Here is a 19,536-nt window from a genome sequence, read left to right on the forward strand (position 1 = left end):
TGCGACCCCTGTGGGAGCGGGCATGCCCGCGAAGAATACAACGCGGTGGATGGCACCGGCTGCGCCGGTGTTCGCGGGCACGCCCGCTCCCACAGGGACCGCAGCAGGCTTTGGTTCTTGAGCAAGGCAGTTGCCCTGCAAAGGCATAGCTAGAAGCTGATGAAGGCGTAATACACCGGGGGCTCGTTGGTGGTGCGCAAACCATGTTCCTGCAAGCTCGCCACCAGCGCCGCGTCCTCCACATGCAGGGCCCACTGTGCCCGGCCAGCCTCCGGTACCTGGGCCAGGGCCGCGCTGAACGCGCCCATGTCAGGCAAGTAGGCAGTAAACCCGTTGCCCTTGAGCGCACTGGTGGTCATGCCCAGCGCCTGGCACACCGCCACCTTGGCGGCGATGTCATCGCGGTCGGCCTGGCGCGAGGCCTGCACCAGCGCCTCCAGCCCGGCATCGACCAGTTGCCTGCCATGAATCAGCTGCGGCCCCTGTTGCCAGGCTTCCGGCGGGCAGTCCTTGCTGCCTGGCCGCAGCGGGATATGCGGGTTTATTTCCACCGGGTAGATGCGACAGACCAGCGGCCGCTGGTCATAGATGGTGCACAGGTCGTTGTCGTCGAGGTTGCGGCAGCGCCCGGGGTTGAAGGCGGCAAAGGTCACCGATACGCGCGCCTCGCCGTCGCCACAGGGCACGGGATAGGAACGACGCAGCACATGATCACGCTGTTTTACCGGCATGCCAGGGCCGTCTGCCACGAAGGCTTCGATCAGCACCACCACCTGGCCGCCGTTGTCCGCCCAGCGACGCGCTTCGGCCAGGGTCAAGGGCACGTGGTGGCCGGTACAGCACTTGCCGCAGCCGGTACAGGCGAAGCGCAGGCTGTCGGTCACTTGGCTTCCGGGCTCCACTCGCTGACAAAGGCGCGCTGGTGCTGGCGATCGTACAGGCACAGCTCGGTGCCGGTGCGCTGCTGCATGTGCTTCTGGGGGTAGACGCCTTCGATCAGCAGGGCGCTCATGCCGACCTGGTCATCGAACTCGGCGGGCTTGCTGCGGGCGTGGGCATCCTTGAACTGGCTGGCGGCCAGGCAGGCCTTGAGCATCTGCTGGCGCTGCTCGTTCCAGGCCTGGCTGCTGGAGGCCTGGGCGATACCGCTGAAGAGGGCGCAACTGATCAGGATAGAGCTGAGAAACTTCATACGCGATTCCGGCAAGTTACTTGCGAGGGGCGCGAATTATGCCCGACTCGACCCCGGCGGCAAGCCGGGGAGTTTGTCTCCGAATATATCAGCGCTCGGCGAACACCACGGCGCGCGCCGCCACCACCAGACAATCGGTCAGCTCCGGCGAGGAGAACTTGGTGAGGATGGCATTGGCCCCGGCCTGGGTCGCCTTTTCGCTGCTCATGGCGCTGTCCAGCGAGGTGTGCAGCAGTATGTACAGGTGCTGGAAATCGGGGGTTTCGCGCAGGGTGCGAGTGAAGGCGTAGCCGTCCATTTCGCTCATTTCGATGTCGGAGACGATCACGTTGATTTCCTGCGCGGTGCCTTGCAGTTCAAGCAGCACGTTGATGGCGTCCTTGGCGCTGCGCGCGGTGTGGCATTCGATGCCGAGGTTGCGCAGGGTGTGCACCGACTGCTGCAGGGCCACCTGGCTGTCGTCCACCACCAGGATGTTGGCGGCGGCCAGCAGGCTGGCGTCTTCCTCGCTCAAGGTGCCGTGAGGCTGCTCGGGCACCGGCGGGGCGATGGCGTGGATGACTTTTTCGATGTCCAGCACCTGCACCAGGGTGTTGTCGACCCGGGTCACGCCGGTGATGAATGAGCGGCTGCCCGAGCCGTAGGGTGGTGGTTTGATGTCGGTGCTCAGGCAATGCACGATGCGACTGACCGCCTGTACATGCAGGCCCTGGCGCGAGCGGCTGATCTCGGTGACGATCAGGCAGCCGCCGTCCGGGTCGGCCAGCGGCCGTTCGCCGATGGCGCGGGACAGGTCGATGACCGACAACGAATTGCCGCGCAGGGTCGCCACGCCTTTCACGTGGGGGTGCGATTCGGGCAGCTTGGTCAGCGGCGGGCAGGGAATTATCTCGCTGACCTTGAGCAGGTTGATTGCCATCAACTTGCCGCTGCGCAGGGTGAACAGCAGCAGGGACAGCGAATCCGCGCGGGCATTTTGCGTGGCCATGGTGACCTTCGTGGGGAACAGGGGATAACCGGTTATCGGCCTGTTCGGGCTTGGCTTTAGTCATTTTGCACCGAGCCAAGGAATGCTCTGGACCCTGTGGGAGCGGCTTTANNCCGGTGCCATGCACCGCGTTGGATTCTTCGCGGCTAAAGCCGCTCCCACAGGTACCGCGCTGGTTTCAATCAGCGCAGCCCCAGCCTACGGGCCAGGCGACTAAGGTTAGCGCGGTCCAGGCCGAGTTCCCGGGCAGCCGCTGCCCAGTTTTCTTCGTGCCGCTGCAGGCAGGCCTCGATCACCTGGCGCTGGTAGTCGTCGACGGCTGCGCGCAGGCCCCCCTCGGGTAGCGGTGCCGCCGGCAAGGGCACAGCAGGGGAGGGCGGGGTGCCGGGCGTTGCCGTTGCGCGCAGGTCCAGGTCGATGGCTTCCAGGGTGAGGATGCGTGGCCTGTCGGAATGTTGGCCCAGCGCCTTGAGCGCCGAGCGGCCGATCAGGTGTTCCAGTTCACGCACGTTGCCTGGCCAGTCGTAGGCCAGCAGCGCGGCCTGGGCCTCGCTGCTCAGGCGGAGGCTGTTCAGGCCCAGGCGCGAACGGTTCTGTTCGAGGAAGTAGCCGGCCAGTAGCAGCACATCGCGCCCACGTTCGCGCAACGGCGGCACATGCAGCGGGTATACGCTGAGGCGGTGGTAGAAGTCGGCTCGGAAGTTGCCAGTGCGCACTTCTGCTGCCAGGTCGCGGTTGGTGGCTGCGATCAGGCGCACATCCACCCGGTGTTCGCGGTCCGAACCCAGGCGCTGCAACTGGCCGCTCTGCAGCACGCGCAACAGCTTGGCTTGCACGGTCAGTGGCAGCTCACCGACTTCGTCGAGGAACAGTGTGCCGCCATTGGCCAACTCGAACTTGCCGCGGCGCTCGCCATGGGCGCCGGTGAAGGCACCGCGCACATGGCCGAACAGTTCGCTTTCCACCAGGGTGTCGGGCAGGGCGGCACAGTTGAGGCTGACCAGCGGTTTGTCGGCGCGGTTGCTGGCCTGGTGCAGGGCCTGGGCCACCAGCTCCTTGCCGACGCCGGTCTCACCGGTGATCAGCACGGTCAGGTCGCTGCCACCGACCAGGCGGATTTCCTCCACCAGGCGCTTGTGCGCGGGGCTCTGGCCAATCAGCTCTTTGTCCTGGCCGCTGGCCTGGCGGTAGATCTCCGCGCGGTGGTGTTCGTCTTCTGCGCGCAGGGCCAGGTGCTCGATGCGCTCGGCCACGGTGACCGTGGCGGCGGCCAGGCTGGCGAAGGCCTGCAGCGCGCCCAGCTCCAGGCTCTGGAATTGCCCGGGGGTGAGGGCATCGAGGGTAACCAGCCCCCAAGGGCGCTCGTCGACCATCAACGGGCAGCCCATGCAGTCATGTACTTCCAGGTTGGCATCGGGGGCGTTGACCAGGCCGTCGTAAGGGTCGGGCAGCTCGGAGTCGCTGGCGAAGCGGGTGGGTTCCGCGCTGCTGAGCAGGATCTGGAAGCGTGGGTGCTCGCTGACCCGGAAGCGCCGGCCCAGGGTATCGGGGCTCAGGCCGTCCACTGCCAGCGGCACCAGCCACTCGCCGTCCAGGCGCAGCAGCGCGGCGGCATCGCAGGGCAGCAACCCACGCATGGCCTGCAGCAGGCGGCGATAGCGTTCCTGGTCGGGCAGGTCGCGGGAAAGGTCGCTGACCAGGGGCAGCAGGGTGGTGAGCAGGGGCTTCGTGGTCATATGGACTCCTGTAGGTCGATATGACTATACGTCGAGGTGGGTCGTTTTGACATGATCTGCGTCAACCCCCTGATTTTGCTGGAGATAAAAGTTGGCATGATTGATGTAATAGCTCGGGCAGTCATTTGAAGCCACAGGCTCAGGAGTTGTTGCAATGCTCAATGCCGAACAACGTGCAATCATCAAGGCCACTGTCCCCCTGCTGGAAAGCGGCGGCGAAGCGCTGACCACCCACTTCTACAAGATGATGCTCAGCGAGTACCCGCAAGTGCGCCCGCTGTTCAACCAGGCCCACCAGGCCAGCGGTGACCAACCGCGCGCCCTGGCCAACGGCGTGCTGATGTATGCCCGCCACATCGACCAGCTGGAGCAGCTTGGCGGCCTGGTCGGCCAGATCATCAACAAGCACGTTGCCTTGCAGATTCTGCCGGAGCACTACCCGATCGTCGGCAGCTGCCTGCTGCGCGCCATCGAAGAAGTGCTGGGCAAGGAAATCGCCACCCCCGCCGTGATCGACGCCTGGGGCGCGGCCTATGGCCAGCTGGCCGACATCCTGATCGGTGCGGAAGAGAACCTCTATAAACAGAAGGAAGAAGCCGAAGGCGGCTGGCGCGGTACCCGCGAATTCCGCCTGGTGCGCCGTGAGCAGGAAAGCAGCGAAATCGTTTCGTTCTACTTTGCCCCTGTGGATGGCAAGCCGGTGCTCAAGGCCGAGCCTGGCCAGTACATCGGCCTGAAGCTGGACATCGACGGCGCCGAGCAGCGCCGCAACTACTCCCTGTCGGCACTGTGCGACGGCAAGGAATACCGCATCAGCGTCAAGCGCGAGGCGGGTGGCAAGGTTTCCAACTACCTGCACGATGTGCTGGCGGTGGGCGATACCCTGCAGCTGTTCCCGCCGGCTGGCGATTTCACCCTGGCAGCGAGCGACAAGCCGCTGGTGCTGATCAGCGGTGGCGTGGGTATTACCCCGACCCTGCCAATGCTGCAGGCGGCACTGCAAACCCAGCGTGAGGTGCATTTCATTCACTGCGCCCGCAACGGCGCCGTGCATGCCTTCCGCGACTGGATCGACGAGCTGGCCGAGCGTCACCCGCAGCTCAAGCGCTTCTACTGCTATGCAGAACCGCAGGGTGGTGCCGCGGCTGATGCCGTGGGCCTGCTGAGCGAGGACCTGCTGGCCGAGTGGCTGCCGCAAGAGCGAGACGTCGATGCCTACTTCCTCGGGCCCAAGGGCTTCATGGCGGCGGTCAAGCGCCAGTTGAAGGGCTTGGGTGTGCCAGAGCAGCAGAGCCGCTACGAGTTCTTCGGGCCGGCGGCTGCGCTGGAGTGATGTAGCGCCTGCACTGGCCTCTTCGCGGGCTTGCCCGCTCCCACAGGTACGCCACAGACTTCAAATCCTGTGGGGTACCTGTGGGAGCGGGCGAGTCCGCGAAGAGGCCGGTACAGGCTTGCAGCGTATTCATCCCAGCCGCTGGCAAGCCAGCTCCCTTGCAGCACTGCTCCCGCCCGTGGGTAATCGAGAACGAAACGGTCGATCGCATTCGCCGCCTGGGGGCTGGCTTGCCAGCGGCTGGGCCGCACTTCACCTTCCTGCCTATATATAAAGGAGAGATGAAAGCGGCTGTGCAGCTTTCATCTTTAATCCTCCTTTAATCACGGTATCCTTCACTCCCGGGTGTCGAGGGGCTTGCCCCTGCGCGGCACCCGGGCAGCCGCTTTTTTGCCGCCCGGCGTTGAACCGACGTCGTTGCGGCCGGTCTCAGCCACACCGGATAGCCCTGCGCAGCGCTATCAAGCCGCTTCCTCGACACGCTCAAAGGCCCTGCCCAGCGTGTAGACTTGCGCCAGGCAGGCGGATCACGCTGCCACTATCCATCGAAGGAACCGGCAATGAACGAACAAACATCGCGCCTGAATCGGGAACGGCGCTTTCTGGTACTTTTGGGCCTGATCTGCCTTTCGCTGATCGGTGGCGCCCTATACATGCAGATAGTCCTGGGCGAGGCACCATGCCCGCTGTGCATCCTGCAACGTTATGCGCTGTTGTTCATCGCCGTGTTCGCCTTCATCGCCGCGGCGATGCCCGGGCGCCGCAGCCTGACCTTCTTCGAGGCACTGGTGGTACTCAGCGCCATTGGCGGAATCGTTGCGGCCGGCAACCATGTGTATATACTCGCCAACCCCATGGTCAGTTGCGGTATCGACACCCTGCAGCCGATCGTGGACGACCTGCCGCTGGCCAAGCTCTGGCCGCTGGTGTTCCAGGTCGACGGCTTCTGCAGCACGCCGTACCCGCCGATCCTCGGTCTGTCGCTGGCGCAATGGGCGCTGGTGGCGTTCGTCCTGACGGCCGTCCTGGTTCCGCTCGGGATCTACCGCAACCGACGCCAGGCTTAGACAAAAGTCCCGAACGGCATGGGGTCTTTTACGCCGCATGAGAAGAGGGAAAATTCGCTCACCGCTTGATCCAGATCAACCCAGAGGCCTTGCAGAATGCGGCTTTGGGGCCTATCAAGCGGGGTGCGACAAACTGTCGCGAAGTTGAATTTTTGAGCAGCATTGTTACAGATTCTGTAAAGGACTGTTGCTCAATAAGTCATAGTCAAGGGTTGGCGACCTATCTACAATCGCCCCCAATTTCCGTTCGGCACTGCTTGCAAGTCGCAGGATTGAAGGAAGCCCCAGCGCTCCTTTTTGCTGACTTCGTCAAGTTTCGCCCAACGGCGATACCGGGCGGACCCCCCTCCGCGTTTTCCCGCACCAAATGGACTTGGTCTGAAGTACAGGCCTGTTGCCTACGAAACCATAAGCACCGCTAACCCGCTTGACGCCAAGGTCCTGCAGTCGGACCCCGGGCAGGAGCGAGTACGGGCGCGAAATGCCGCACTTGGCAGGACGAAGTGTTGGCTACCAAAACACAAATTGCATTGAAGCAAGCTGATCTAGAGGTCGTGAGATGAGTAAAAAGCGTTACCCCAGACTGTTTGGCATATTGCCCTTTTTAGGCATGCTTTTACTCAGTGGGTGCAACTGGACCCTGCTCGACCCGAAAGGTCAGGTCGGCATTGAGCAAAAGAACCTGATCCTGATCGCTACCGGCCTGATGCTGCTGGTGGTGATTCCTGTCATTATCATGACCGTGGTTTTCGCCTGGAAGTACCGTGCTTCCAACAAGGCTGCCACCTACACCCCTGACTGGTCGCACTCGACCAAGATCGAAGCCGCGGTGTGGATCATCCCGATCCTGATCATCATCGCCCTGGGCTACTTCACCTACCACTCCACCCACAAGCTGGACCCGTACCGTCCGCTGGATTCCGATGTGAAGCCGGTGCAGATCGACGTGGTCGCGCTGGACTGGAAGTGGCTGTTCATCTACCCGGAGCAGGGCATTGCCACGGTCAACAAGATCGTCTTCCCGGCTAACACTCCGGTCAACTTCCGCGTCACTTCCGACGCCGTGATGAACTCGTTCTTCATCCCGGGCCTGGGCGGCCAGATCTACGCCATGGCCGGCATGACCACCAAGCTGCACCTGATCGCCAACGAAAACGGCGAGTTCGACGGTATCAGCGCCAACTACAGCGGTGCTGGCTTCACCGGCATGAAATTCAAGGCTACTGCCACCTCTCAGGAAGACTTCGACAAGTGGGTCGCCGAGGTCAAGCAGTCGCCGAAGAAGCTGGACAAGGCCGAATACGACGCCTTGGCCAAACCAAGCGAAAACAACCCAGTCGCGCTGTATAGCGAGGCTTCGCCTGACCAGTTCCAGCTGATCGTCGACAAGTACGAAGGCATGAACCGCGGTCGTCCGAGCCACGAAGAAGCAGGCAGCAAAGATCTGGCCACTACCAAGGGTGTGGAATCGAGTATGCAACCAGCTGCCGGTGCAGAGGAGTAAGAGATGTTCGGTAAACTAAGCCTGGAGGCGATACCCTATCACGAGCCGATAGTCATGGTGACGCTTGCCATGATCGCGCTCGGCGGTATCGCTGTCGTCGGTGCTATCACCTACTTCCGCAAGTGGACCTACTTGTGGAGCGAGTGGTTGACGACTGTCGACCACAAGAAAATCGGGGTGATGTACATCATCGTCGCGATGGTCATGCTGCTGCGCGGCTTTGCCGACGCCATCATGATGCGTACCCAGCTGGCTGCCGCTACCGGTGGCTCCGAAGGCTACCTGCCGCCTGAACACTATGACCAGATCTTCACCGCTCACGGTGTGATCATGATCATCTTCATGGCGATGCCGTTCTTCACCGGCCTGATGAACCTGGCGGTTCCTCTGCAGATCGGTGCACGTGACGTTGCCTTCCCGTTCCTGAACTCCCTGAGCTTCTACCTGCTGCTGGCAGGCGTGCTGCTGGTCAACATCTCGCTGGGCGTTGGTGAATTCGCCAAAACCGGCTGGGTTGCCTATCCGCCGCTCGCGGGCATTCAGTACAGCCCTGGGGTGGGTGTCGACTACTACATCTGGGCGCTACAGCTCTCAGGCCTGGGTACGACGCTTACCGGCGTGAACTTCCTCGTCACCGTGATGAAGATGCGCGCACCTGGCATGAAACTGATGGACATGCCGATCTTCACCTGGACCTGCACCTGGGCCAACGTGCTGATCGTGGCTTCCTTCCCGATCCTGACCGCTGCACTCGCTCTGCTGACTGTTGACCGTTATCTGGACTTCCACATCTTCACCAACGAGCTTGGTGGGAACCCGATGATGTACGTCAACCTGTTCTGGGCGTGGGGTCACCCTGAGGTTTACATCCTGATCCTGCCGGCCTTCGGTGTGTTCTCGGAAGTTACCTCCACCTTCTCCGGCAAGCGTCTGTTCGGCCACCACTCGATGATCTACGCATCGGGCGCCATCGCCGTGCTGGGCTTCGCCGTATGGCTGCACCACTTCTTCACCATGGGTGCCGGCGCCAGCGTCAACACCTTCTTCGGCCTGGCGACGATGCTGATCTCCATTCCGACCGGTGTGAAGCTGTTCAACTGGCTGTTCACCATCTACCAGGGCCGTCTGCGCTTCACCGCGCCGATCATGTGGACCCTGGGCTTCATGATCACCTTCTCCATCGGTGGCATGACTGGCGTTCTGCTGGCTGTTCCAGGTGCTGACTTCGTGCTGCACAACAGCCTGTTCGTAATTGCTCACTTCCACAACGTGATCATCGGTGGTGCGGTATTCGGCTACATCGCCGGCTTCGCCTACTGGTTCCCGAAAGCCTTCGGTTTCACCCTGAACGAGAAGTGGGGCAAGGCTGCCTTCTGGTTCTGGATCTCGGGCTTCTACGTAGCGTTCATGCCGCTGTACGCCCTGGGCTTCATGGGCATGACCCGTCGTCTGAACCACTCCGACAACCCACTGTGGGAACCCTACCTGTACGTAGCCGTTGTCGGCGCCGTGCTGATCCTGTTCGGTATCGCCTGCCAGCTGATCCAGCTGTACGTATCGGTTCGCGACCGCAACCAGAACCTGGACGTGACCGGCGACCCATGGGGCGGCCGTACCCTGGAATGGTCGACTTCGTCGCCACCTCCGTTCTACAACTTCGCCCACATGCCTGAGAAGGTTGGCCTGGACGCCTGGCACGAAGCCAAGGAAGCCGGTGTCGCCTACAAGCCTGCGGCCAAGTACGAAGCGATCCACATGCCGAGCAACACCGCCACCGGTTTGTTCATGGGCCTGTTCCTGACCGTCTTCGGCTTCGCCTTCATCTGGCACATCTGGTGGCTGGTTGGCGCGAGCCTGGTTGCAACCATCGCTGTCTTCGTTCGCCACGCTGCGCGTGACGACCAGGGCTACATGGTTCCGGCCGAAGAAGTGGCGCGCATCGAAGGCGAGCGCATGAAAGCGCTGGCCAAAGCAGGTGCTCTGCCTGCCGGCGCACGTGTCGAATCGTTTGAGCGGGTGTAATCAATGTCCAGTCAAGTAATGCACGGTGCTGCTCATGGTCACGACCATGGGCATGACGACCACCACCACGACTCGGGCCAGATGACCGTACTCGGTTTCTGGCTGTACCTGATGACCGACTGCATCCTGTTTGCGTCGCTCTTCGCCACCTACGCGGTGCTGTCCGGCAGTTTTGCCGGCGGCCCGTCGGGTCATGACATCTTCCAGCTCGATTTCGTAGCTGTTGAAACGCTGTTCCTGCTGCTGTCCTCGATCACCTTCGGCTTCGCCATGCTGAAGATGTTCGATGGCAAGAAAGCTGGCGTACTGGGCTGGTTGGCTGTGACCTTCCTGTTCGGTGCAGGCTTCATCGCGATGGAAATCTACGAATTCCATCACCTGATCGCTGAAGGCTTCGGCCCGCAGCGCAGTGGCTTCCTGTCGGGCTTCTTCGCCCTGGTAGGTACCCACGGTCTGCACGTGACCGCCGGCCTGATCTGGATGGCAATCATGATGTACCAGATCAACAAGCACGGCATCACGCCGACCGCCAAGACCCGCATGAGCTGCCTGAGCCTGTTCTGGCACTTCCTGGACGTGGTCTGGATCTGCGTATTCACCGTCGTCTACCTGCTGGGAGTTCTGTAATGGCTAACGCACACGACACTCATCACGAAGGTAACCACGGCAGCGTCAAGTCGTACATGATCGGCTTCATCCTGTCGATCATCCTGACTGCGATCCCGTTCGGCCTGGCCATGTCGCCAAGCCTGCCGAAGAACCTGACCGTTCTGATCATTGTTGCCATGGCCGTGATCCAGGTAGTAGTGCACCTCGTGTACTTCCTGCACATGGACCGCTCGAAAGAGCAACGCAACAACGTTTCGACGTTCCTGTTCACCACCCTGGTGATCGCTCTGCTTGTCGGCCTGTCGCTGTGGATCATGTTCAGCATCCACTTCGAAATGTTGGCCAAGTGAGGTAAGACTGCATGTCCGTTAAGCACTTTATCCAAATCACCAAACCGGGGATCATTTTCGGTAACGTGCTTTCCGTGGCAGGCGGTTTCTTCCTTGCCTCGAAGGGCCATGTGGATTTCGCCCTGTTCCTGGCGGTGGTGATCGGTACTTCGCTGGTGGTTGCGTCCGGATGCGTGTTCAACAACTGCATCGACCGTGACATCGACCACAAGATGGAGCGCACCAAGAACCGCGTCATGGTCCAGGGCGGCATGTCGCTGCCCCTCGCGCTGATCTACGCCACCCTGCTCGGGGTGGCGGGTTTCAGCCTGCTGTATGTCCAGGCCAATCCGCTGTCGGCGTTCTGTGCGCTGATCGGCTTCATCGTCTACGTCGGTTTCTACAGCCTGTGGCTGAAGCGTAAATCGGTGCACGGCACCTTGGTCGGCAGCCTGTCTGGTGCCATGCCTCCGGTGATCGGCTATTGCGCCGTGAGCAACAGCTTCGACCTGGCTGCGGTTACCCTGCTGGTGATGTTCAGCCTGTGGCAGATGCCGCACAGCTTCGCCATCGCGATCTTCCGCTTCAAGGATTACAGCGCTGCCAACATTCCGGTCCTGCCGGTGGCACGTGGCATCCTCGCGGCGAAGAAGCAGATCGTGCTATACGTGCTGGCCTTCGTGCTCGCAACCTTGATGCTTACCCTCGGCGGTTACGCCGGCCTCGGCTACCTGGCCGTGGCAGCAGCCATGGGCCTGTACTGGCTGTACATGGCCTGGGGTGGCTACAAGGCCGAGGACGACAGCAAGTGGGCCCGCAAGGTGTTCGGCTTCTCCATCCTCACCGTCACTGCCCTGAGCGTGATGATGGGTGTGGACAGCCAGACTGCTGCGGACGTGCTGATGACATACGCACGCTGATACTGCTGCCTGTTTCACGAAAACCCCGGCCACTGTGCCGGGGTTTTTTTATGGGCGTTTTTCTGTGCCGGCCTCGTTCGCGGGCTCGCCCGCTCCCACAGGTACGGCGCAGGTGAGTAATCCTGTGGGAGCGGGCAAGCCCGCGAACGAGGCCGGCACAGCAGAATATAAAGTTCTTATTTTCAAAAAATACATCTGAAAAGATCTATTAAAACAGGAAATTGTCCTTTACAAGCATCCTGTATCGGCACTATCTTCTGATTCAGGCCGCCACATCGGCCAGCGTCGCTCGGACGGTTCCGGGCGCTTACGTACTCAGAGGAAGCCATGGCCAACCCAGGTTCGCCGCGCCGCTTTGCGCGCATCGATCGTCTCCCCCCTTACGTCTTCAACATCACTGCCGAGCTCAAGATGGCTGCCCGCCGCCGTGGCGAGGACATCATCGACCTGAGCATGGGCAACCCCGATGGCGCCACCCCGCCGCACATCGTCGAGAAGCTGGTGCAGGTCGCCCAGCGTGAAGACACCCACGGCTACTCCACCTCCCGTGGCATCCCGCGCCTGCGTCGGGCCATCTCCAACTGGTACAAGGAACGCTACGAGGTCGACATCGACCCGGAAAGCGAAGCCATCGTCACCATCGGCTCGAAGGAAGGCCTGGCACACCTGATGCTGGCCACCCTTGACCAGGGCGACACGGTGCTGGTGCCCAACCCCAGCTACCCGATCCATATCTACGGGGCGGTGATTGCCGGTGCCCAGGTGCGTTCGGTGCCGCTGGTACCGGGTGTGGACTTCTTCAACGAACTCGAGCGGGCCATCCGCGAGTCGATCCCCAAGCCGAAGATGATGATCCTCGGTTTCCCGTCCAACCCCACCGCCCAGTGTGTGGAGCTGGACTTCTTCGAACGCGTGGTGGCTTTGGCCAAGCAGTACAACGTGCTGGTGGTGCATGACCTGGCCTACGCCGACATCGTCTACGACGGCTGGAAAGCCCCGTCGATCATGCAGGTGCCGGGGGCCAAGGACATTGCGGTGGAGTTCTTCACCCTGTCCAAGAGCTACAACATGGCCGGATGGCGGATCGGTTTCATGGTCGGCAACCCCGAGTTGGTCAGTGCCCTGGCGCGGATCAAGAGCTACCACGACTACGGCACCTTCACCCCGCTGCAGGTGGCTGCCATTGCAGCACTGGAAGGCGACCAGCAGTGCGTGCGCGACATCGCCGAGCAATACCGCCAGCGCCGCAACCTGCTGGTCAAAGGGCTGCACGAGCTGGGCTGGATGGTCGAGAACCCCAAGGCCTCGATGTACGTGTGGGCGAAGATCCCGCCGGAGTACGCGCACCTGGGCTCGCTGGAGTTTTCCAAGAAGCTGCTGGCCGAGGCCAAGGTATGCGTGTCGCCGGGGATCGGCTTTGGTGATTATGGTGATGACCATGTGCGCTTTGCCCTGATCGAGAACCAGGACCGTATTCGCCAGGCGATTCGCGGGATCCGGCAGATGTTCCGGGCTGATGGGGTGGCCCGCAAATAAGCTGTTGGGGCTGCAAAGCAGCCCCAACTGACTCAAGGGCGAGTTTTCCACCTGCATCCCACCGATTCATCTACCTATTTTTCTGCACTCATTTCTCACCACAGAGATCCACAAATGAGTGTCTTCACTGCCTACTTCTGCGGTACCGGTTCCCACCGCTTCGACGACGCCAACCCCAACTTCTGGAATGGCGAGCTGGTCTCGACCCTGGCCAGCAATGACCAGGGCCGCGAATTTGCCCACTGGATCGCCGTTGACGGCCCCGGCAGCGGCAACCTCCAGGATGACAATCTGTTCGTCGAGCCTGGCGGCTACTTCAACTGGACCGGTCAGTTGTTCGGCCGCGGGTGGGAAGAGAACGTCAACCATGTGCTGCAGGTGATCAAGGGTGAAAGCAGCTGGCAGCGCACCAAGTTGAGCGAGGAGGAGTACGAGCGCCTCAAGGATGCTGGCGTACCCATTCCGGATGTTTCTTCCACAGCCTCCTGGTTCTGGCGCACCTACGACTACGGCGAGCGCCATCCAACACCGCAAGAGTTGCAGGAGCGCATCATCAGCTTGTTCCGCAAGCCGCGCTTGCCGACCCAGGTGAACCTTGTGGGTTGGAGCAGGGGTGGCATCAGTTGCCACATGCTGGCCAACGCCATGGCGCAGGACCCTGTATTACGGGACATACCCGTCAATATCTTCGTCATCGACCCGGTGCCAGGCATCGGTAACCTGCAAAGCCAGCGGGTAACCCTGGCGGGCAATGTCCGCGAGTACGTGGGTTTCTATTCGCGGGACGAACGATCCAAAGGTTTCGCCTGTGTGATCCCCTCGGTCGAACCGGATACGCGGATGTGCATCTACCCCATGCCAGGCCGGCATGCCACGCTGGTGGGCAACGCCTCCGTCGACGGTGCGGGTGACGGCAAGGTACTGGCGGAGCCGGGGTTGATCGTTCGCCATTTTGCCGAGGTCTGCCTGACCCGCTGGGGTGTGCAACTGGACAAGCGCCTGTCCCTGAGCAACAACCAGTTGATGCAATATCACATGGTCATGGCTGGTGCGGAAGGGCAGTACAAGGCCATGCGCAGCAAGTCGTATACCGTACTTACCGAGGGTCAAAAGGACGACCGTCTGGTGTATTGCGGAGAAGCTCGGACGCACTTCAGCAAGGTGTGTGGTGATAGCTATGAGCCGACAGAAGGACTAGGCCTGCAGCGCTGGGATGTCACTTCCTACGAGGCATTGCGCTAACTTGAACGGGCGGCCGGCGAAGGCGCTGGTCGTCCATGCTCAATTGCCGGATCAGCGGCAAATATTTTTGCATTCCCCCTCTATCCAGCCGCCCCGGCTTGGATTGAAAATGGCGCCGCGGGCCAGCCCCGATAACAACAACCTTCCCTTCGTGCCATCATGTCCGAATACAACCCTTGCCTTGACTGCGGCGCCTGCTGCGGGTACTTCCGTGTGTCCTTTTTCTGGGGCGAATGCCAGTCTGCCGGGGGCCTTGTACCGGACGACCTGGTGGTACAGATCAACCCCACCCGTGTTGCCATGATCGGCACCGATGCCAAACCCTGCCGCTGCATCAGCCTGCAGGGCGAGATCGGCCAGGAGGTGGCGTGCACCATCTACGCCAACCGCTCCAGCCCCTGCCGCGAGTTCGAGGCGTCGTGGGAGGGTGGGGTGCATAACCCCAGCTGCGACGATGCGCGGGCGGCGTATGGCCTGCCACCGCTGACCCCGCCCGGGGCCAACGAGCCGCATTGGCCGGATGATGGGGCTGAGGTGGCCTGATTCATCCTGGTTGCCTTTGTCGGCCTCTTCGCGGGCACGCCCGCTCCCACAGGTACTGCACAGGACTCAAACACTGTGCGGTCCCTGTGGGAGCGGGCGTGCCCGCGAAGAGGCCATCAGCTGTAAGAAGATTCTGAACCTGAAACCAAATGCTTCAGGTGGCCGGGCATTGGGAATTATCCTACGAGCTCAGTCGGTTGCCGTCTGATAGGCAGGGAAATACCACAGCGTTAACTTCACCGTTCGCCCAGAAGGCGAGCGAGTGTGAGAACTCGTCGTTGGTAGTCCTCTTGTCAGCTTATGGCAGCTGTGCGCGTGCAGGCTTCGGCCTGACCGTGGTGACTCCAACACGGGCTTCTCACCTCGCGCACGGCTGCCGCCCAAATCTGTGAGAAGGATCGAGGTGGTTGCCTTCAGCACACATTTGGAGTTCATCATGAGCAATCACCTCAAATCCTGCACCACCGCAGGCGTGGAGAAGTTCCTCGAGCTGTACCGGGTAGAGCCGAACGTCCCGCTCGATCTGGCATTCGATGAATTGTCGGTGCTGATCGGCTGTATCAAGCATTTGAACGAAGAGGCCGAGATGGAGGGCGACAAGATCGCCGGCAGCGCGGCACGGATTCTCAGTGCCATGGCCAAGGCGCTGGTCAATGACATGGAACTGGGATTGAATCGGGGCGCCTGAACGATTTTTGGGGCCGCTTTGCGGCCCATCGCCGGCAAGCCAGGCTCCCACAGGTACACCACAGGCCCAGAGCCTTGCACTATACCTGTGGGAGCCTGGCTTGCCGGCGATGGGCTGCGCAGCAGCCCCGGGATGCTTGAACCGATCGCTTGACGTTAAACTGTCATCTCCTCAGCAATGGACAGGAGATCCGGCGTGACCCCACCCCGCAGTTTCCCCAGTGACCTCTGCCTCGACAGCCCGCGTCTGCAATTACGCCCCATGCGCCATGCCGATGCTGCGCAATGGCTGGCGATCATGGCCGACCCCGAGGTCATGCGCTATTGGCATCATGCACCTTGGCAAAACCTGGCCGAAGCCGAAAGCGCCCTGGCCGCCGACCGCGAAGCCTATGCTAATGGCGGCCAGCTCAAGCTTGGCATGTACCGCCGTGACAACGGCGAACTGATCGGCATGGTCCAGCTGTTCAACATCGACGATGTATCCCGTCGTGGTGAAATCGGCTACTGCCTCGCCAGCGCGGTGCAGGGCAGGGGCTACATGGACGAAGCACTGACCTGCTTCATCGACTACCTCGCCCACACCCTGCACATGCGCCGCCTGGAAGGCGAGATAGACCCGCGCAACCAAGGTTCGGCACGCACTCTGGAGCGCCAGGGCTTCGTGCTGGAAGGCACATTGCGTGCGCGTTGGTGTGTTGCCGGCGAGTTGTCCGATTCGGGTATTTATGGCCTTCTGCTAGAGCCCCCGGTTGCATAGGAAGTAGATCTCTTGCCAGCTTTTTACCTGAGCGCCAGCCTGCTGCTGTACCTGCTCGCACTGTTCTTCGATGGCGCGCTGATGAGTGGCGACCGCCACATGCCGGCCCTGCAGATGCTGTTGTATGGGCCCTGGGGCATGCCCTTCGGTCTGTACCAGTGGTTTGCCAACCCGCTGCTGGCCCTGGCGGTCCTTGCCCATCGACGCTTTCGCCGGCTGGCATTGCTGGTCGGGCTGGTGGCTTTGTATCTGGCGGCCAGCAGCTTTGGAATTGACCGTCTGCCGGACAATCAGAGCTATGAATTTCATGACCTGGCCGGTTTCGGTGCCGGTTTCTACCTGTGGCTGGCGGCGATGGTGGTGTTTTGTGTGGGCCAGGCCTGGCATTGCTGGAGGGCACGTAGCGCCGACGACATGCCGGGCTGGAGCTGGCTGGATGTGGTGTTGATCGCGGCGCTTGGCGTGGCGTTGTATGCGGCAACGCAGATGCCGTCGCTGCGCTTCGAACCGGGCAAGGTACTGATGCCGCCGGAACAGCCACAGACGCTGTGATACCCACAAGCAGGGTTTATGACCAAGTATTTGGCTTGCCTACCGCGATGGCAATTGCGGGTTCCATGTGCAGGCCAGTGGCGGGACCATGGCGCAGCTGGAAGGTGGGTCCTGTGTGATAGACATGACCCGCGACCGCGCGGCGGAGCTGGAGCGGGTGCTCAGCCCTGGGCAGTGAGGTTGTCTGTACTGGCCCTATCGCCGGCAAGCCAGCTCCCACAGGGAACGCATGCCCTGTCAGGCAGTGCAATACCTGTGGGAGCTGGCTTGCCGGCGATGGGGCGCGAAGCGGCCCCGTTTTTACTTGCGCGGTTCGCGCAGCGCCCGGGCTTTGAGGTACTCGCGCACTTCCACCGCATCCCCGGCAAACTCGATACGCTCTGCTTTCGCTGCACGCTGGTAGGCATACATCGGGTCGTAATACTCGCTCAGCAAGCTTTCGATGAAGACCCGGTGCAACTCCACCGAACCACTGCGCTGCTGTTCTTCCAGCGCCTGTCGCAGGATTTCCGACAGCCGCTGATGGCGCTCGCCGCCGAGGCGCTTGTGAATCCTGCCCATGCTCTGCAGAAGCGTTTCGGCAAACAGTCGAAGGCCATCTTCTTCACCATGCAGGCTGACGAACTCGGCGCTCAGGTCGATCACGTAGTCGCGCAGGATACGCTCCACGCGGTTGGCCAAACTGTCTTCCAGCCACACCAGCGGGTATTGCTGCATGCCCTGGTACAACTCCAGCGGTACGGTGCAGCTGCCCACGATTCGGCCTTCGTCTTCCAGCACGAACTGCTCGATACCCCGGGCGCGTTTTTTCAACACGTCTATGGCCAGCCTGTTTTCGAAGTCGATCTGCGCTGGCTGTGCAGTGGCGCGCTTGCCAAAGCTGGAACCTCGATGGTTGGCGTAGCCCTCCAGGTCCAGCTCGTTGTCCAGCAGGTGCAGCACATCGGTCTTGCCGGTGCCGGTCAGGCCGCCCACGAGCACGAAATCACATTGCGCGACCGCCTGTTGGGTAGTCTCCAGCAGGAAGTGGCGCATGGCCTTGTAGCCGCCCTCGACGAGGGGGTAGTGGATGCCCTTCTCATCGCGCAGCACTTTCTGCACAAGATGCGAGCGCAGGCCGCCACGGAAGCAGTACAGGTAGCCTTCCGGGTGATCCTCGGCGAACTTTGCCCAGGCCTCCAGGCGTGCCTGCTTGATCTCACCGCTGACCAGCTTGTGGCCCAGAACGATGGCTTCAGCCTGGCCCTTCTGCTTGTAGCAGGTGCCGACCTTTTGCCGCTCCTGGTCATTCATCAGCGGCAGGTTTACGGCACCGGGGAAGGCGCCCTTGGCAAATTCGACAGGTGCACGCATGTCCATCATCGGCACGTCGTCGAGGAACAACTGGCGGAAGTCGGTGCAGTCGGGGCGCATCAGATCACCTCGACCGCGTGGGTCTGTCGCTCGACCAGCTTGCCGATCGGCGCCAGCTGCAGGCCCAGTTCGGCGGCCACCGCCAGGAACTCGGCTTCACCCTCCGGGGTAACCGCCACCAGCAGGCCGCCGCTGGTCTGCGGATCGCACAGCAGGTGCTTCTGGTCGTCGCTCAGGGCGCCGATCTTGTGGCCGTAGCTGTCGAAGTTGCGCAGGGTACCGCCGGGGATGCAGCCCTCGGCCAGGTAGTGGTCGACGCTGGGCAGGCGCGGGACGGCGGCATAGTCCAGGTGTGCGGTAAGGCCACTGCCTTCGGCCAGTTCCACCAGGTGGCCGAGCAGGCCGAAACCGGTGACGTCGGTCATGGCCTTGACCCCGTCAAGCTTGCCGAAGCGGCTGCCGGGGGTATTGAGGGTGCACATCCAGTCGCGAGCCAGGCCCTGGTCCTGGGTGCGCAGCTTGGCCTTTTTCTCGGCGGTGGTGAGGATGCCGATACCCAGTGGCTTGGTCAGGTACAGGTGGCAGCCTGCGCTGGCGGTGTCGTTGCGCTTGAGGTGGCGCTTGCTGACCACGCCGGTGACGGCCAGGCCGAAGATCGGCTCGGGCGCGTCGATGGAGTGGCCGCCGGCCAGCGGGATGCCGGCTTCGGCACATACCGCTCGGCCACCGCGGATCACTTCGCGGGCCACTTCCGGCGGCAGCACGTTGACCGGCCAGCCGAGGATGGCAATGGCCATCAGCGGGTCGCCGCCCATGGCGTAGATGTCGCTGATGGCGTTGGTGGCGGCGATGCGGCCGAAGTCGTACGGGTCATCGACGATCGGCATGAAGAAGTCGGTGGTCGAGACCACGCCGCGCTCGTCATCCAGCGCGTACACGGCAGCGTCGTCGCGCGAGGCGTTGCCCACCCACAGTTTCGGGTCCAGGGCCTGGGCGCCGCTTTCAGCGAGGATCACATCCAGCACCTTGGGGGAGATCTTGCAGCCACAGCCGGCACCATGGCTGTACTGGGTCAGGCGAATCGGCTCGCTCATGTGCACCTCAGGAGGTCAATTTGATGCGCGATTGTAGCAAAGCTGGCCTTTGCGCCTGTGCCTCTTATA

19 protein-coding genes and 1 pseudogene are annotated in these 19,536 nt (G+C 61.9%); 14 read left to right on the forward strand and 6 right to left on the reverse strand.

Annotated features, from left to right (window positions below):
• Window positions 1–149: 149 nt before the first annotated feature.
• From B2790_RS11280 to norR, 4 genes are all read right to left on the reverse strand, one after another.
• Window positions 150–884 (reverse strand): YkgJ family cysteine cluster protein, encoded by a 735-nt coding sequence (locus B2790_RS11280; RefSeq protein ID WP_274396521.1) that lies wholly within the window; start codon window positions 882–884, stop codon window positions 150–152.
• Window positions 881–1,192 (reverse strand): hypothetical protein, encoded by a 312-nt coding sequence (locus B2790_RS11285; RefSeq protein WP_025337739.1) that lies wholly within the window; start codon window positions 1,190–1,192, stop codon window positions 881–883. The genes B2790_RS11280 and B2790_RS11285 overlap by 4 nt, the downstream gene beginning before the upstream one ends.
• A gap of 88 nt (window positions 1,193–1,280) precedes the next feature.
• Window positions 1,281–2,180 (reverse strand): chemotaxis protein, encoded by a 900-nt coding sequence (locus B2790_RS11290; protein WP_274078941.1) that lies wholly within the window; start codon window positions 2,178–2,180, stop codon window positions 1,281–1,283.
• Window positions 2,181–2,362: 182 nt separating this feature from the next.
• The gene (norR, locus tag B2790_RS11295) at window positions 2,363–3,916 is read right to left on the reverse strand and encodes a nitric oxide reductase transcriptional regulator NorR (protein ID WP_075043808.1); all 1,554 of its coding nucleotides are present in this window, start codon (window positions 3,914–3,916) and stop codon (window positions 2,363–2,365) included.
• Between the two features lie 154 nt (window positions 3,917–4,070).
• On the opposite strand from norR, the gene hmpA reads away from it, so the two are divergent.
• The 14 genes and pseudogenes from hmpA to B2790_RS11365 form a co-directional block, all read left to right on the forward strand.
• Window positions 4,071–5,249 carry an NO-inducible flavohemoprotein gene (hmpA, locus tag B2790_RS11300; protein ID WP_075043809.1) on the forward strand — a complete coding sequence of 393 codons (1,179 nt, stop codon included), beginning with the start codon at window positions 4,071–4,073 and terminating at the stop codon, window positions 5,247–5,249.
• Window positions 5,250–5,809: 560 nt separating this feature from the next.
• Window positions 5,810–6,316 (forward strand): disulfide bond formation protein B, encoded by a 507-nt coding sequence (locus tag B2790_RS11305; RefSeq protein WP_025337743.1) that lies wholly within the window; start codon window positions 5,810–5,812, stop codon window positions 6,314–6,316.
• 559 nt (window positions 6,317–6,875) lie between these two features.
• Window positions 6,876–7,820, forward strand: coding sequence for a ubiquinol oxidase subunit II (cyoA, locus tag B2790_RS11310; protein ID WP_015268993.1), 945 nt, complete (start codon window positions 6,876–6,878; stop codon window positions 7,818–7,820).
• A gap of 3 nt (window positions 7,821–7,823) precedes the next feature.
• Window positions 7,824–9,842 (forward strand): cytochrome o ubiquinol oxidase subunit I, encoded by a 2,019-nt coding sequence (cyoB, locus tag B2790_RS11315; protein WP_025337744.1) that lies wholly within the window; start codon window positions 7,824–7,826, stop codon window positions 9,840–9,842.
• A gap of 3 nt (window positions 9,843–9,845) precedes the next feature.
• On the forward strand, window positions 9,846–10,469 hold the full coding sequence (cyoC, locus tag B2790_RS11320; protein WP_025337745.1) for a cytochrome o ubiquinol oxidase subunit III: 624 nt from the start codon (window positions 9,846–9,848) through the stop codon (window positions 10,467–10,469).
• Window positions 10,469–10,801, forward strand: coding sequence for a cytochrome o ubiquinol oxidase subunit IV (cyoD, locus tag B2790_RS11325; RefSeq protein WP_003259128.1), 333 nt, complete (start codon window positions 10,469–10,471; stop codon window positions 10,799–10,801). Before cyoC ends, cyoD begins: the two co-directional genes overlap by 1 nt.
• An 11-nt stretch (window positions 10,802–10,812) precedes the next feature.
• A complete protein-coding gene (gene cyoE / locus B2790_RS11330; protein WP_025337747.1) occupies window positions 10,813–11,700 on the forward strand; it encodes a heme o synthase in 888 nt (295 codons plus the stop codon).
• 327 nt (window positions 11,701–12,027) lie between these two features.
• Window positions 12,028–13,236: an alanine transaminase gene (gene alaC, locus B2790_RS11335; RefSeq protein ID WP_025337748.1), complete on the forward strand. Its 1,209-nt coding sequence runs from the start codon at window positions 12,028–12,030 to the stop codon at window positions 13,234–13,236.
• A gap of 114 nt (window positions 13,237–13,350) precedes the next feature.
• On the forward strand, window positions 13,351–14,478 hold the full coding sequence (locus B2790_RS11340; protein ID WP_286918864.1) for a hypothetical protein: 1,128 nt from the start codon (window positions 13,351–13,353) through the stop codon (window positions 14,476–14,478).
• 159 nt (window positions 14,479–14,637) lie between these two features.
• Window positions 14,638–15,021: a YkgJ family cysteine cluster protein gene (locus B2790_RS11345; RefSeq protein ID WP_003259127.1), complete on the forward strand. Its 384-nt coding sequence runs from the start codon at window positions 14,638–14,640 to the stop codon at window positions 15,019–15,021.
• Between the two features lie 436 nt (window positions 15,022–15,457).
• Window positions 15,458–15,709, forward strand: a complete 252-nt coding sequence (locus B2790_RS11350; RefSeq protein WP_274396536.1) for a DUF3077 domain-containing protein — start codon at window positions 15,458–15,460, stop codon at window positions 15,707–15,709.
• A 195-nt stretch (window positions 15,710–15,904) separates the two neighbouring features.
• Window positions 15,905–16,468 carry a GNAT family N-acetyltransferase gene (locus tag B2790_RS11355; protein ID WP_286918865.1) on the forward strand — a complete coding sequence of 188 codons (564 nt, stop codon included), beginning with the start codon at window positions 15,905–15,907 and terminating at the stop codon, window positions 16,466–16,468.
• A gap of 12 nt (window positions 16,469–16,480) precedes the next feature.
• A complete protein-coding gene (locus B2790_RS11360; protein ID WP_286101070.1) occupies window positions 16,481–17,020 on the forward strand; it encodes a hypothetical protein in 540 nt (179 codons plus the stop codon).
• 31 nt (window positions 17,021–17,051) lie between these two features.
• Window positions 17,052–17,198 (forward strand): annotated as a pseudogene (locus B2790_RS11365) (lysozyme inhibitor LprI family protein); the annotation flags it as partial.
• Window positions 17,199–17,320: 122 nt separating this feature from the next.
• On the opposite strand, the gene mnmH reads toward B2790_RS11365, so the two are convergent.
• Window positions 17,321–18,433 carry a tRNA 2-selenouridine(34) synthase MnmH gene (gene mnmH / locus B2790_RS11370; RefSeq protein ID WP_046615825.1) on the reverse strand — a complete coding sequence of 371 codons (1,113 nt, stop codon included), beginning with the start codon at window positions 18,431–18,433 and terminating at the stop codon, window positions 17,321–17,323.
• Window positions 18,433–19,467, reverse strand: coding sequence for a selenide, water dikinase SelD (gene selD, locus B2790_RS11375; RefSeq protein ID WP_286918866.1), 1,035 nt, complete (start codon window positions 19,465–19,467; stop codon window positions 18,433–18,435). Before selD ends, mnmH begins: the two co-directional genes overlap by 1 nt.
• Between the last annotated feature and the right edge of the window lie 69 nt (window positions 19,468–19,536).

Origin of the sequence: Pseudomonas sp. UBA6753, assembly GCF_002453565.1 — a bacterium.
Classification (GTDB): domain Bacteria; phylum Pseudomonadota; class Gammaproteobacteria; order Pseudomonadales; family Pseudomonadaceae; genus Aquipseudomonas; species Aquipseudomonas putida_Z.

Excerpts from the sequence above, each read along its gene's own strand:
- cyoE (WP_025337747.1), top strand. The coding sequence starts at position 10,813 with ATGTCCGTTAAGCACTTTATCCAAATCACCAAACCGGGGATCATTTTC.
- B2790_RS11290 (WP_274078941.1), bottom strand. The coding sequence starts at position 2,180 with ATGGCCACGCAAAATGCCCGCGCGGATTCGCTGTCCCTGCTGCTGTTC.
- B2790_RS11345 (WP_003259127.1), top strand. The coding sequence starts at position 14,638 with ATGTCCGAATACAACCCTTGCCTTGACTGCGGCGCCTGCTGCGGGTAC.
- cyoD (WP_003259128.1), top strand. The coding sequence starts at position 10,469 with ATGGCTAACGCACACGACACTCATCACGAAGGTAACCACGGCAGCGTC.
- mnmH (WP_046615825.1), bottom strand. The coding sequence starts at position 18,433 with ATGCGCCCCGACTGCACCGACTTCCGCCAGTTGTTCCTCGACGACGTG.
- B2790_RS11305 (WP_025337743.1), top strand. The coding sequence starts at position 5,810 with ATGAACGAACAAACATCGCGCCTGAATCGGGAACGGCGCTTTCTGGTA.
- alaC (WP_025337748.1), top strand. The coding sequence starts at position 12,028 with ATGGCCAACCCAGGTTCGCCGCGCCGCTTTGCGCGCATCGATCGTCTC.
- cyoA (WP_015268993.1), top strand. The coding sequence starts at position 6,876 with ATGAGTAAAAAGCGTTACCCCAGACTGTTTGGCATATTGCCCTTTTTA.
- selD (WP_286918866.1), bottom strand. The coding sequence starts at position 19,467 with ATGAGCGAGCCGATTCGCCTGACCCAGTACAGCCATGGTGCCGGCTGT.
- hmpA (WP_075043809.1), top strand. The coding sequence starts at position 4,071 with ATGCTCAATGCCGAACAACGTGCAATCATCAAGGCCACTGTCCCCCTG.
- cyoC (WP_025337745.1), top strand. The coding sequence starts at position 9,846 with ATGTCCAGTCAAGTAATGCACGGTGCTGCTCATGGTCACGACCATGGG.
- B2790_RS11340 (WP_286918864.1), top strand. The coding sequence starts at position 13,351 with ATGAGTGTCTTCACTGCCTACTTCTGCGGTACCGGTTCCCACCGCTTC.
- cyoB (WP_025337744.1), top strand. The coding sequence starts at position 7,824 with ATGTTCGGTAAACTAAGCCTGGAGGCGATACCCTATCACGAGCCGATA.
- B2790_RS11350 (WP_274396536.1), top strand. The coding sequence starts at position 15,458 with ATGAGCAATCACCTCAAATCCTGCACCACCGCAGGCGTGGAGAAGTTC.
- B2790_RS11285 (WP_025337739.1), bottom strand. The coding sequence starts at position 1,192 with ATGAAGTTTCTCAGCTCTATCCTGATCAGTTGCGCCCTCTTCAGCGGT.
- norR (WP_075043808.1), bottom strand. The coding sequence starts at position 3,916 with ATGACCACGAAGCCCCTGCTCACCACCCTGCTGCCCCTGGTCAGCGAC.